The 14239-nt window shown below is 32.1% G+C and carries 11 protein-coding genes; all 11 read left to right on the forward strand.

Annotated features, from left to right (window positions below; translation table 11 throughout):
* The first annotated feature begins 1 nt into the window (after position 1).
* The 11 genes from ACPF9A_RS09930 to ACPF9A_RS09980 all read left to right on the forward strand — a co-directional run bounded on the left by ACPF9A_RS09930 (position 2) and on the right by ACPF9A_RS09980 (position 13731).
* The gene (locus ACPF9A_RS09930; protein WP_424004015.1) at positions 2–1498 is read left to right on the forward strand and encodes a GH3 family domain-containing protein; all 1497 of its coding nucleotides are present in this window, start codon (positions 2–4) and stop codon (positions 1496–1498) included.
* 55 nt (positions 1499–1553) lie between these two features.
* Entirely contained in the window at positions 1554–3236 is a 1683-nt protein-coding gene (locus ACPF9A_RS09935) for a DUF6909 family protein (protein WP_424004017.1), read from the forward strand.
* Positions 3236–4234 (forward strand): hypothetical protein, encoded by a 999-nt coding sequence (locus tag ACPF9A_RS09940; RefSeq protein ID WP_424004019.1) that lies wholly within the window; start codon positions 3236–3238, stop codon positions 4232–4234. The genes ACPF9A_RS09935 and ACPF9A_RS09940 overlap by 1 nt, the downstream gene beginning before the upstream one ends.
* 14 nt (positions 4235–4248) lie before the next feature.
* Positions 4249–5292 (forward strand): dTDP-glucose 4,6-dehydratase, encoded by a 1044-nt coding sequence (gene rfbB / locus ACPF9A_RS09945; RefSeq protein WP_424004021.1) that lies wholly within the window; start codon positions 4249–4251, stop codon positions 5290–5292.
* Positions 5293–5316: 24 nt separating this feature from the next.
* Entirely contained in the window at positions 5317–6186 is an 870-nt protein-coding gene (rfbA, locus tag ACPF9A_RS09950; RefSeq protein WP_424004023.1) for a glucose-1-phosphate thymidylyltransferase RfbA, read from the forward strand.
* Positions 6183–6728, forward strand: coding sequence for a dTDP-4-dehydrorhamnose 3,5-epimerase (gene rfbC / locus ACPF9A_RS09955; RefSeq protein ID WP_299318388.1), 546 nt, complete (start codon positions 6183–6185; stop codon positions 6726–6728). Before rfbA ends, rfbC begins: the two co-directional genes overlap by 4 nt.
* Positions 6725–7576 (forward strand): dTDP-4-dehydrorhamnose reductase, encoded by an 852-nt coding sequence (rfbD, locus tag ACPF9A_RS09960; protein WP_424004025.1) that lies wholly within the window; start codon positions 6725–6727, stop codon positions 7574–7576. Before rfbC ends, rfbD begins: the two co-directional genes overlap by 4 nt.
* A gap of 39 nt (positions 7577–7615) precedes the next feature.
* On the forward strand, positions 7616–9040 hold the full coding sequence (locus ACPF9A_RS09965) for an oligosaccharide flippase family protein (protein ID WP_424004027.1): 1425 nt from the start codon (positions 7616–7618) through the stop codon (positions 9038–9040).
* Positions 9040–10200, forward strand: coding sequence for a hypothetical protein (locus tag ACPF9A_RS09970; RefSeq protein WP_424004029.1), 1161 nt, complete (start codon positions 9040–9042; stop codon positions 10198–10200). The genes ACPF9A_RS09965 and ACPF9A_RS09970 overlap by 1 nt, the downstream gene beginning before the upstream one ends.
* Before the next feature lie 135 nt (positions 10201–10335).
* Complete coding sequence (locus ACPF9A_RS09975) at positions 10336–11115, forward strand: hypothetical protein (RefSeq protein WP_424004031.1); 780 nt, start codon at positions 10336–10338, stop codon at positions 11113–11115.
* Positions 11116–11187: 72 nt separating this feature from the next.
* A complete protein-coding gene (locus ACPF9A_RS09980; protein WP_424004033.1) occupies positions 11188–13731 on the forward strand; it encodes a T9SS type A sorting domain-containing protein in 2544 nt (847 codons plus the stop codon).
* The last annotated feature ends 508 nt before the right edge of the window (positions 13732–14239 follow it).

The raw sequence follows: 14239 nt of genomic DNA on the forward strand, positions 1-14239 counted from the left end.
AATGTCACTAAAGACTATCGCTGCTAAAATATTTGCACACCGTATCGCGAAAAGAACCGATAGGTGGGTAAATAATCCTATTGAGACACAAGCTAGGGTTTTTACTGAACTCATAGCAAAAGGAAGTGAGACAAAGTTTGGTAAAGATCATAACTTAAAGACGATAAAAACGCATAGCGATTTTATAGCTCAGGTTCCTATTAGAGATTACGAAGAACTTAAAGAGTATGTGAATTTAGCGGTTGCTGGGCAAGAAGATATTCTTTGGCCAGGCAAACCTTTATATTTCGCAAAAACATCTGGCACCACTTCTGGAGCAAAATATATACCCATTACAGAAGGTAGTATTAAAGAACAGGTAAAAGCTTCCAGAAATGCTATTCTTAATTACATACATGAAACCGGTAAGGCGGACTTCGTAACGGGTAAAATGATCTTTTTACAAGGGAGTCCTGTTTTGACTGAGAAGAACGGAGTAAAATTGGGTAGACTTTCTGGTATTTCAGCGCATTATGTGCCTAATTACCTTCAGAAAAACAGAATGCCCACTTGGGAAACAAATTGTATTGAAGATTGGGAAACCAAGGTAAATGCCATTGTAGAAGAAACCAAGAACGAAGACATGACGGTCATAGCCGGCATACCGTCATGGGTACAAATGTACTTTGAGAAACTAAAAGAAAATACCAATGAGTATGTAGGTGATTTGTTCAAGAATTTTGAGCTATTCATTTATGGTGGAGTCAATTATGAACCGTATAGAAAGAAGTTTGAATCATTAATTGGTCGTAAAGTAGCTAGTATAGAATTGTTTCCGGCAAGTGAAGGTTTCTTTGCGTATCAGAATTCTCAGACAGAAAAGGGTATGTTATTGTTACTAGATGCAGGCATATTTTATGAATTTGTACGATCTGATGAATTTTTTGATGAACACCCTAATAGAATTACTTTAAAGGATGTTGAAATCGGTGTAGATTACGTCATGATCATTACAACAAATGCTGGATTATGGGCATATAACCTTGGTGATACCATTCGGTTTATTTCAATATATCCTTTTAAAATTGTGGTATCTGGTCGTATTAAACATTTTATTTCCGCTTTTGGGGAACACGTTATAGCCAAAGAAGTGGAAGAGGCTATGTTGGCAGCAACAAAAGCAACCGATGCCAGTGTAAGCGAATTTACTGTAGCACCACAAATTACTCCGCAAGAAAATGAGTTGCCTTTTCACGAGTGGTTTATAGAGTTTGAAAAATTACCATCTAACTTGGATCTATTTATACAAGAGTTAGATTTGGCACTTCAAAAACAAAACAGTTATTACTATGACCTTATTGTAGGCAAGGTGCTACAAACTTTAAAAGTTACTCCCGTTAAAAGCGGAGGGTTTTTAGAATATATGAAATCAATAGGTAAGCTCGGCGGACAAAATAAAGTTCAGCGACTTTCTAATGACCGACAAGTGGTTGAAGCGCTGTCAAAATATAAAGCATAGCGCAACGAGCTTTTAAATAACAAATTATAAATCGTAATTTCGTTTGAAATCATCAATGGGAAAAGCAATTACAACAACAAGAGCTCAAGAGTCCACAAATGCAATAGAACGCATGTATATTACTATGCGCCATCTTTTTAATAGAGGTTTCTATAAACCAAACGGAGTTTCTGGTGAAGCATTGAAAAATGCTTTACTACAGCTAAGACCTGAGATATATGGTTCTGTAGGTGAAGAAAAAGCCGAATTAAACGGACTCATATACGTTTTAGAAAGATTACCTGAGGGAATAGAACAATGTTCTTTTATAAATCTAACTTCAGATGAAGGGTATGGTATTTCTCATATCAATCCTATAATTCCGCCAAAAAGAAGAAGAAACTGCTACCGTATCGACGAAGAGCAGATGAATATAGAAATCACCAGAGGCCGTTCAGATATTTATGATATTCTTACACACCTTACTTTTTTATTCATTGAATCTGAAAAAATATGTAAGCGTGTTTTAATAACAGATACAGAAAGAACTATAAGAGATTGGGCTAAACTTGAAGCTGCAGTTCAAAAAGAAGAGTTGACCCAAGCTGAGCGAGAAATTGCACTTATACATACTGCCAACATTTTAGGTAGGTCTTTTGAAGAAATTCTAGAAGTCTATAAGAAGTTCAGTACCAAAAGTAATCCAGATAGATTTTTGAATGTCATTTATTGGTTGGGTAAGCTTGCCTTAGATGAAGAAATCTCAGGCGAGAAAAGAGCAGTTACATTTAGTGCTTTGCTAAGAGAACGATTAGGGCATCATATTCATGGAGAAAGATGGGCAAATAACATAAAGGAGGTTTTAACCAAAAACAAACTTATGCATAGGCCAATTCATATTATTTCTGCGAATATGCATAGTGTAATGAATTCTTTATTTGCAAAAGCAGCATTGAAAACTGAATTTCCGAACACAGATTCATTAGAAATTTTTGAAGCACTTAGTAGTTCTGGCAATGCAGCGCTAAGAAAGAAAGTAACGGACTTGGCAGAGAAGAATGGTATGATTATTATGGATGATACCTCAGGAACTAATATTGATGTTCAAATTTTTGACACCGCTAAAATAAAAGTTAACAATTGCTCATATGAGTTTTCTGAAAAGGAGCTTGATAAGAAACCTGTTATATTCGTAATGGATTATGCATTTGGTGAGCAGGCGTATGAAACCATAGATGAGTTGTTAAAACCATATATTACTAAAAAGAACGCACCGTCTCTAATAAATGTGGATTCTGTTTCAATAATGGGAAAAGCAGGTATTCTAGAGGGCGGGAAAGGAGATTTAATGATTCCTTCTGCACATATTTTTGAAGGAACGGCAGACAATTATCCATTTAAAAATGAATTGTGTGCCAAAGACTTTGAAGGTTATGGTTTAGAGGTATTTGAAGGGACTATGGTGACTGTTTTAGGAACATCACTTCAAAATAAAGATATTTTGAAGTTCTTTCATAAATCAACTTGGAATGTTATAGGATTAGAGATGGAAGGTGTGCATTATCAGAAAGCAATACAGTCTGCCTCTAAAATTAGAAAGAGTATAGGTGAAGATGTAAAAGTGCGTTATGCATATTATGCATCAGATAACCCTTTAGAAACTGGAAGTACTTTAGCGTCTGGCGGATTGGGTACAACAGGAGTAAAACCAACATATCTTATTACAGATAAAATTTTAAAGCAAATATTTAATACATAATGGCAAGTAATCAATCACCGTCTACTCAAAGCAATTCAGATGAAATTGACTTAGGGCAATTATTTCAGTTAATAGGAAGGGGTTTCAATGCCATATTTCGATGGTTTTTAAGAGTATTTCTTTATCTTAAAAAGAACATGCTTTTACTAATTGGTCTTGTAGTAGTTGGATTAGCAATTGGTTATGGTTTAAATAAAATAATATCTAAGAAATTTAAAACTGAGGTAATTGTTAAGCCTCAAATTGAAAGTAAAAATTACTTGTATGATGTTGTAGCTGAGATTCAATCAAATATAAAATCAAAGGACACTTTGTTTTTTGAATCGATTGGTGTTGAGAATATTGATTTCAATGGTTTAAATATTGAAATTTCTAGAGTTGCTGAAGTAGGAGGCTCAGAAAGTGATATTAAATATTTAGAGCTACTTCAAAGTTTTGAGAATACTGATGCAATTGCGGATATTGTAAGGGCGGAGCTTCAGAACAAAAGCTCATTTAACCATAGAATTACATTCTACTATAAAAATGCTGATTTTGGAAGAGTATTTGCAGAAAAAGTATTGAGTTATATTAATACTAATACGTATTTCAATGGACTTTTAGAAGTGTATAGAGGTAATGCCAATGCACGTATTGATGAGAATCAAAAGCTTTTGACGCAAGTCGATCAAATCATTACTAATTATACGCTTGGGTTAGCAAGCAAACGGGGCACTTCTGCCAATGAAAAAATTATTTTAGATAATCAAGAACAAGTAAATATCGCCGATATTTTTGAATATAAAACAAAGCTGATTAGGGATATTGAAGTTAAGAAGTTAGAATTAGAGGAGCAAACATTACCGGTAAGTATTATTAACTTAGGTCAACCTCAAGTAGAGCAAAAGTCATTTTTCGGTAAAAGTATTGTGTTGATTCCAATAATATTTGTTATGGTTTTCTTCATGTTGTCTGCATTGATATATTTAAATAAAAAATCAAAATTAATACACCAATAAAGAATTACTTAGGTATGAATATATTAATAACAGGAGGCGCAGGTTTTATTGGATCTCATGTAGTTAGAAGGTTCGTAAAGAATTATCCAAATTATAATATCTATAATCTTGACGCTTTGACCTATGCTGGCAACCTTGAGAATTTAAAAGATATTGATGGTAAGCCAAACTACAAGTTTATTAAAGGAGATATCGTAGACGAAAGTTTTATCAATAAGTTGTTTGCCGATGTTAACTTTGATGGGGTAATTCATTTGGCTGCAGAATCTCATGTTGATCGTTCTATTGAAGACCCGCTTGCTTTTGTAAGAACAAATATAATAGGTACAGTAAACCTTTTAAATGCTGCTAAAAATACATGGAAAGATAATTTCGAAGGAAAACGATTCTATCATGTAAGCACAGATGAAGTTTATGGTGCTTTGGGTGAAGAAGGCTTGTTTACAGAAACAACATCATATGATCCAAATTCACCATACTCTGCTTCAAAAGCAGGTTCTGATCATTTTGTAAGAGCCTATGGGGAAACATATGGTTTACCATATGTGATTACCAATTGTTCTAACAATTATGGGCCATATCATTTTCCAGAAAAGCTTATTCCTCTATTTATTAATAATATAATGGAAAATAAATCTCTTCCGGTTTATGGCGACGGTAAATATACTCGAGATTGGCTTTTTGTGGAAGATCACGCAAGAGCTATTGATTTAGTTTTTCATAAAGGTAAAAATCACGATACGTACAATATTGGAGGGTTTAATGAATGGCAGAATATTGATTTAGTAAAATTACTCTGTTCAGTTATGGACAAAAAATTAAACAGAGCCGAAGGTGAATCAGAGAAATTAATAACCTACGTAAAAGACAGACCAGGGCATGATTTAAGATATGCTATTGATGCTACTAAAATAAATAAGGAGCTAGGTTGGAAACCTTCTGTAACTTTTGAAGAAGGTCTAGAATTAACGGTAGATTGGTACTTTGATAATTCAGATTGGTTAAGTCATGTTACCTCTGGTGATTATAAAGAGTATTATAAAAAAATGTATACATAGTTTAACCATATCAAACCAAAAAGTATGAAAGGAATAATCTTGGCAGGAGGATCAGGAACTAGGCTTCACCCACTAACACTATCAGTTAGTAAACAATTAATGCCTATTTATGATAAACCGATGATTTATTATCCGTTGTCAACTTTAATGTATGCGGGTATTAAGGAAATTCTAATAATATCTACGCCAAAAGATTTACCACTTTTTGAAGATTTGCTTGGAGACGGCAAAAAATTTGGCTGCTCTTTTTCATATGCAGTTCAAGATGCTCCAAACGGGCTGGCTGAAGCTTTTATAATAGGTGCTGATTTTATAGGTAAAGAAAAGGTTGCACTTGTATTAGGAGATAATATATTTTATGGTTCTGGTTTGGCAAAACTACTTCAAAATAATAATGATCCAGATGGAGGTATTATTTATGCGTATAGAGTTCATGATCCAGAAAGATATGGTGTAGTTGAATTTGATGAAAATGGCGTTGCAATTAGCATTGAAGAAAAACCTATTGAGCCAAGGTCTAATTTTGCGGTTCCGGGTATATACTTTTATGATAATAATGTAGTTGAAATAGCTGCCAACATAAAGCCTAGTCCAAGAGGTGAATTAGAAATTACAGATATAAACAAAGAATACTTAAAACAAGGTAAACTAAGCGTAAGTATTTTGGATAGAGGTACAGCTTGGTTAGATACCGGTACATTTCAATCGTTAATGCAGGCTTCTCAATTTGTTGAGGTAATTGAAGAACGCCAGGGACTTAAGATTGGTGCAATTGAAGCTGCGGCTTATGAAATGGGATATATAGATAAAAATCAGTTTAAAGCGCTGGCAGAACCTTTAATGAAGAGTGGTTACGGCAAAAATCTTCTAGGTATTTTAAATAAAAATCAATGAATTTTATAGAGACTAAGTTAAAGGGTTGTTTTATTATAGAACCAACTTTATTTGCCGATGATAGAGGTTATTTCTTTGAATCGTTTAATGAAGAAAGATTTAATAAAGGCATTGGAACAAACGTAGAATTTGTTCAAGACAATCAATCATTTTCTCAGCAAGGCGTTATAAGAGCAATTCATTATCAATTAGGAGAATATGCACAAGCAAAATTAGTTAGGGTTTTGCATGGAACTGTTATTGATGTAGCTGTTGATTTAAGAAAAAGTTCTCCTACTTATGGACAACATGTAGCTATTGAATTAAGTGGTGAAAATAAAAGACAATTGTTTATTCCAAGAGGATTTGGGCATGGTTTCTCTGTAGTATCTGAAACGGCTGAATTTTTCTATAAATGTGATAATTACTATAATAAAGAATCTGAAGGTGGAATCATTTTTAACGATTCAACTTTAGAGATAGATTGGAAAGTAGATTCGGATCAAATTAAAGTATCTGAAAAGGATTTAATCTTGCCAACTTTAAATAAGGCTAGATTATGAAAAATATCCTTGTAACGGGAGGTAATGGACAACTAGCTACCTGTCTTAAAGAAGTAAGCGAGGAGCAAGGTGATTTAAATTTTCTTTTTGTTAGTTCTAAGCAATTAGATATAACAGATTATAATGCAGTTAATGATTTTTTTAAGAAGAATGATATCTCTTATTGCATTAATTGTGCAGCCTATACAGCCGTTGATAAAGCAGAAACTGATATAGAAGCTGCTACAAAGGTTAATGTTGTTGGTGCTAGAAACCTTTCTAAAGTTTGTAGTTTATTTAATACGATATTAATACATATCTCAACAGATTTTGTTTTTGACGGGGAGAAAACTTCTTTGTATTCTGAGGAAGATAAGGAAACCCCTATCTGTGTTTACGGGCAAACTAAGCTTAAAGGTGAAATTGCTATAGCCGAATCTTGGGAGAAACATATAATAATTAGAACTTCATGGCTATATTCAGAGTATGGTAATAATTTTTTAAAAACTATGCTTAGATTAGGCTCAGAAAGAGACAAGTTAGGTGTAGTCGTTGATCAAATTGGTACACCGACCTACGCGGTAGATTTGGCAAAAGTTATAGTTACTTTTATACACAAAGAGAGTATCGATTTTGGCATTTTTCACTTTAGTAATGAAGGTGTTGCTAGTTGGTATGATTTTGCTAAATCTATTTTTGATATTAGTAAAACTAAGGTTGAGTTAGCACCTATTAAATCGGAGGCTTATCCAACACCAGCGAAAAGACCATCTTTTAGCGTTATGGACAAGTCTAAAATCAAAAATGAGTTAGATATAACAATACCTTACTGGAGAGATAGTGTTGCTATGTGTTTGTCTAAATTTTAGTGTCATACTTTTAACATTGATTAATTAAAACTATAATTTGTGAGTAGTCTGGCCAAAGGGAGTTTACTTATTGCTGCTGGAACTCTATACAAAATTTTACTAACCATATTAATTGATAAGTATCTTGCTATTCATTTAGGTGTAGAGGATTTTGGAAAGTTTAAGTATGGTATTACCATAGTTTTATTATTAAGTACATTCTGTACCTTAGGTTTCAATTCTTCTATTATTAGATTTTTGGCAATACAAACGTCTTTTGATAAAAAGAAGTTGTTAATTAGTATATCGTTGGCTTTAACAGCTTTAATGACAATTTTAGTCGTTTCATTAGGGTTGATAAACCCTTCTCTTTTTGGTGTTGAATCTCCATTTTTATACGCAACCATTTTTTTTAGTTTAAACACATTATATACTAGTATTTATAGTGGTGTTGAAAAACCTAAACTAAAAGTTTTAATTAACGATATATTTGGGTTCTCAGCTTATCTAGTGTTTTTATGGGCATACTTTCATTTTTTTGAGCATAAATTTCAAATTGCACAGGCATATTTGGCATATGTATTAGTTGTTTTTATACTCAACCTATTATCCATTAAGTCTTATTACAAAAAAATTAATGCAATAGATTTAAAGAGTAAATTATTAAAAGAATATTCCTCTTATACCATTCCTCTTTTTGGGGTTTCAGTTCTTATTATTTTGAGCGCAAATTTGGACAAGGTTGTTCTAAATTTCTTCGTTTCGGAAAAGCAATTAGGGATTTATTACTCAGTATTTAATATTAGTAATTTACTACCCTTAATATTAACGATATTGGTTTTCATGTACTTGCCGAGAATGAGCAAAATTTTACAAAAGGGTAAAAAGAATAAAGCCGCTTTGTTGAGTAGTTATTCTTCTAAATGGACCATGATAATGGCATCTATCTTTTTTGGAGCAATATTCTTTTATGGTGTAGAGATTATGGAGTTATTGTACACAGATGATTTTGTAAGTGGGGTTAATGTATTGCAAGTTTTGGCTTTGGGGCAATGGATCAATGTGTCATTAGGTTTTACTGGTCAAAACTTATTGGCATTAGGAGATAGTAAAAGGCAACTTTATATAAGATTAATGTCATTTACAGTGGGGTTAGTTCTTCTTTATTTTGGAGCCAAGTATTATGGAAATATAGGGGCTGCAGTTTCAATTTTAATTGCTTTATTATGCTCAAATATTCTGCAGATAACAGTGTTAAAGAATGTTCATAATTTTGTTGGATATAGGAGGCAAAACATCTTTACATTGGGTATAGTGGTGTTAACCGGACTTTTCCTCTCATATTTGCATAAATTAGAATTTTTAAAAAACCTACACTTTGTGATTTCTATGGGGCTAGATCTAATAATTTTTTTAGTTACCATATTTTTAGTAAAAGTGATAAGTAAAAAGGATTTACAAGTATTGAAAATATCTGAAGGTTGATGGGAACACAAGAAGTACATGTTTTTATAGTTTGGAGTAAGGGGTTAAACCAAAAGGAGAAAATTTTAAATGATGTTCGGCAACATTTTGAAATTTTGCAATGTATTGATACTACATGGTCAAAGCAAAAATTTCCAGAGAACCTATCTCGTTTTTATGGTGAAAACCTGCCAAAAAACTCATCAAAAGAAAAACACTGCGGCACAGATACTTTTTTGTGTATTATAATTAGAGATAAACAACCGGTATATGAGTTACGGGAAACATCTAAAGGAATAAAGCCTGTAAACATAAATATGTTCGACGCTAAACAGCGATATCGGGAGTGGACAGGTGGTGGTCATAAAATACATGGTTCAGACAATGTTACAGAAGCTAGGAGTAATATTTATTTATTATATGGCATTCAGTATGAAGATTTTTTAAATACAAAGGAGAGTGAAGTAAACAAGACATTTACTGATGATTTAATTGGTGCTCACGGTTGGAATTCTTTAGACCAAGTCTTTTCTGCTTTTAATGAACTTGCAAAATATGTTGTTTTAAGAAATTTTGTTAATATAGAAGATGAATTAAAAAATTTACATCCGGATATTGATGTGTTAACTGATAACAAACGTTTATTAGCTGATATCTCTAATGCTAAACCAACTTATAGCGATAAAAGGAGAGTACAGTACTTAGTTAAGATCAATGAACAAAAGGTGTTTTTTGATTTTAGATTTATAGGAGATGGTTATTACGATTATAAGTGGCAACAAAACATTTTAAATACTCGTATATCATTCGGTAATATGTTTATACCTAATAGAGATAATCATTTCTACTCATTAATGTATCATGCATTTATTCATAAAGAAAAGGTGATATCAGATTATGTGATAAAACTAATGCACTTGTCAAAAGAATTAGAGCTTAATTATAACAATGTTTCTTTCCTAAATTATGACGTTTTAAAGGACCTTAACTCTTTTATGATGCTCAATAATTATAACTATGTTGAGCCAAGAGATTTAACCGTTTTTTATAATACTAAAATTATTGAGCCTTTTAAACATATTCTTTATTCTCAAAGCCGTAAAAAGCATGAAAATTTTAGGGCATTTAAAAATTTAATCAAAAAAATTTTTAAAAAGCTAGGTATTAAAATTGGCAATTAAAAGTAGGGTAATGCGTTTTCAAATTGTTCTATTAGTTTAGTTCTTTTATTTGTTATTGAAGATGGTGGTTTATATAGAATAATATCTAATTAATTGTTTAAAAAAGCATAAGAGAATAAAACGCATAAAATTAATATGGCCTTATTACGAAACTTATTGACCGCAGTTTACCGAAACTTAAAAAATGGAAGGTTTTATCTGAAAAACAAAAAATTTATTGTTGGTTTTTTTAAGGAAAATGGTTATCACCAAATAAAAACCTTTAACCTAAGTAAATGGCACCATGACTTGTACTTGTTCACAGCTGTTGATAAAGTGGGTGATCCTGTTTTTATTAAATTCACAAATTTACCTAGAATCTTAAAGAACGAAAATAGGGCGTACAAAAAATTACAAAAAAATGATTTTTTAAAAGATCATTTAATTGAACATAAAGGTTATATAAAGAAAGATGGCTATAAGGCTCTTATTTTAAAAAGAGCAAATGGAATAGTGTTAAATGAAGAATGGGCTTATCAAAATATAGATAAATTAGGAGACTTAATTAGAATAGTAGATGAGTTTACAGGTCTTTCTTTAATTCATAGAGATATTAAATTAGATAATTTCATCTATGAAAATGGTCATATAAAAGTTTTTGATTTTTCTTTCATGATAGATATGACTGAAGATAAAAAAATGAAAGAAATAGATCTTTCCAACAATGATAATATGATGAAACTTGTAACTATGGGTGTAAGCTATAAGCCAGCTCCTTTAAAGTGGGATGATTATTTTGCGTTGCATGTAGTTTTTAACTTCTTATTGAACAATAAACTCTCAACGATTTCGTTAGAAAATAGTAATCTTTTAGAACAGTATTTGAAAGAAGTTTCCGATAAAATTAATACCAATAGCTATACTATTTTAAAGTAAATATCTTAACTCTAATTTAACGGGTATTATGCTATGAGGTTTTTTTTGTTCATCTTATTTACTTTTTGTGGTTTGCAACATTCCTACGGACAATGCGAGCCAGTCTCTGCCATTCAAGAACCAGGGTTTGAGACTAATGTTGAACTGCCTTTTTATAATAGTAACGAAGGTCCTTGGCTTACAAACGATGGTCACATAATAGATGACGAAACTCCACACGAAGGGGATTTTTCGTTTTGTTTTGCTAATGGATCCATTTCACAAGAATTTGATCTATTACCAAACACAGAATATTTATTAACTTTTTGGATCAAAATACCTGCTAACGAGAGCTTATCTGCGGGGGTGTATAAATCATTATCTAATGGTAATGTGGAAAAGATAACTTCTAAAAGATGGACAGAAACTAGTGGTTGGGAACAGGTTTCTCTTCCTTTTTTTATAGGTTCAGATTATTTAGACTTAGTTCTTGATCTTGGCGGCACCAATTCTTGTATAGATTCATTCGAACTTTGTATAGTCGATTCTTATGTAAATTCTAATATAATAAGAGTACCACAAGATTATGAGGCCATTCAAGATGCCGTTGATGCAGCGAATGATAATGATATTGTTTTAATAGGACCAGGATTATATACTGTACAGGAAACGATAATCGTAGATAAGCCTATAAAAATAACATCGGAATACTTAAATTCAAGCAACGAAGCGGATATTGATGTTACCATCATTACTGGTCCTACCAATTTAGATCCACTACTACTTTTTACAGAAGCTGCTAATGGCTCAGAATGTACTGGTTTGACCTTTAAGGGCGCTCGAAAACAAGTGACACTAGAGTGCGAGTTTATGAAAGTAACATATTGTAAGTTTTTTGATAATAGTAGTGATGCTTTAAATATAGAAGCGGCTGGCGGTTATTTTGCATACAATTACTTTGAAAATAATGGAGATGAAGCTATTGACGCAGATGATAGTTTAGATTGGATTGCAGAATACAACACCATAATAAACCCTGGGGATGATGGTTTTGAAATTAGGTTACACAACAATGATTTTTCACAACGTACACATATAATCAGGTACAACTATATTTCGGGTGCAGATGAAGACGGCATTCAACTCATAGATTATGATGGCAATTCTGGTAGGAAATTTATAATCCATAACAATGTAATCCGTAATAGTGCAATGGTAGGTTTAGGTACTACTAGAGACGGTAATACCGTGGAGGATTTTGAAGGCTCATACATTGACGAAGAAGTGTTGGTGTATAACAATGTTTTTGATAATAATAATTATGGTATTACAGGCGCTAATAATATGGCTGTTATAAATAATATTATTGTAAATAATGAAACGGTTGGACTTAAAAAATTAGACAATAATTCTTATGCAGACTATAATTGCTTGTTTAACAACGGAGATGATTTTGATAACGTAGCGGCAGATTCCAATAATATTTTTGTTGATCCATTATTGAGGACAGATTACACATTAGAAGCAACAAGTTCATGTATAGATAGTGGTATTAGTTTTTCAAGCAAAAATGGCTTGATAACAGCGGTGTATTTAGCTAATATTTCAGGTAACGGTATTGATATAGGAGCTAATGAATTCATCGGTGTTGAGGAGTTGACTAATACGGCACCAACTGTTGATTTAGGAGAAAACCAAATACTTTTAAACCCAAATAATACTTTATTGTTGTCTGGTGATGTCTCAGACGATGATTTGCCGCAGAATAGTTTGGTGACAGTTCAGTGGAGTCTTGAATCTAGTCCACAAGATGCAAATGTAATTTTTGAGAATGCTACGAGTGCAGAAACCAATATTACCTTTGATGAGCAGGGTGTTTACGTATTAAAACTAACGGCTAACGATAGCGAATATACCAGTAGCGATATATTAACTATATCTTTTGTAAATGACTTTAAAGACTCATTAGTAGAGTTAACAGAAAGTACTTTTATTGAAGCCGAAGATTATAGGTTTTTGGCAGGTAATGCTCAAGTAATCAATTTTATCGAGGCTAGTGACAATGAAATAATAACGGTACCTGTGGGTAGCGGTAGTTATGGGTATACGGAATATCGCTTAGTAACTTTTTCAGAAGGAACTTATTACGTTTGGATAAACGCATCTGGGCTAGATAACGCGAGCAATGGTTTAAATGTATCTTTCAATGACTTAGAAAACGAGATGTTGTTAGAAACTACAATAACCAATAGTTTTGGTGATGAAAGTTGGGTTATGGTTGCTTTTGAGAATATTCCAGAAGGTGTATATCCGTTAAGAATTTCATCAACAGAAGAAGGTGTTAGTTGGGATAGAATATTTATAACAACAGATGAAAGTGAATTGCCATTTGAGATAAGTTATACCAACCCAGTCATATACCCCGTACCTAATCAAGGACAATTAACTGTTGCGCTAAAGAATACTCTACCTACTAAGATTAGTGTTTTTACAATGAACGGTCGATTGGTGTACAATACTGAAGTCAGCGATAAGCTTTTTGCTACACTTGATTTAACCGTTGCGGGAAAAGGAATTTATTTGGTAAAAATTGAAATGGAAAAGGAAGTTGTTTTTAAGAAAATAATAATAAATTAAATTCAAATCTTATAACGTATTCTGTTTTGTAGGACTTTCTGAGTTGTATAAAAAGCTAAGAAATTTTCACTACGTAAGATTTAAACATAAAAATCTGATGCTATTATCATTTGAATAAATACAGATTTGAATATCAGCTTACTAGAATGTTCTATTCGTTTTTTAAGAAAATTTGAGCATATTAGAATTAAATCTCCTGTTTTCAATTGGTAAGTGTATTTTTGTTTAATCTATGAACAAATAATTATTTGTTGCTAATCAATGTTTAGACTACTTAAAAACCCTTTTTATATATATGTTTTAGGTTTTGCACTGACCTTTGTAGTATATACGTTTAACTGGTCTGACATATATCCTAACTTGAGTTTAGGGATGAAAGTGTTTTTCACAATAACTTTTATTTGTTTCTTACTCCTTGGTATCACTGTAAATGAGTTTAAGCTTATAGGAAAAACAAAAACAAGAACAAAAAGCAAACTAATAAGGAACTGTTTTTATATAATTGCAG

Source organism: Maribacter sp. IgM3_T14_3 (assembly GCF_049603095.1).
GTDB lineage: Bacteria > Bacteroidota > Bacteroidia > Flavobacteriales > Flavobacteriaceae > Maribacter.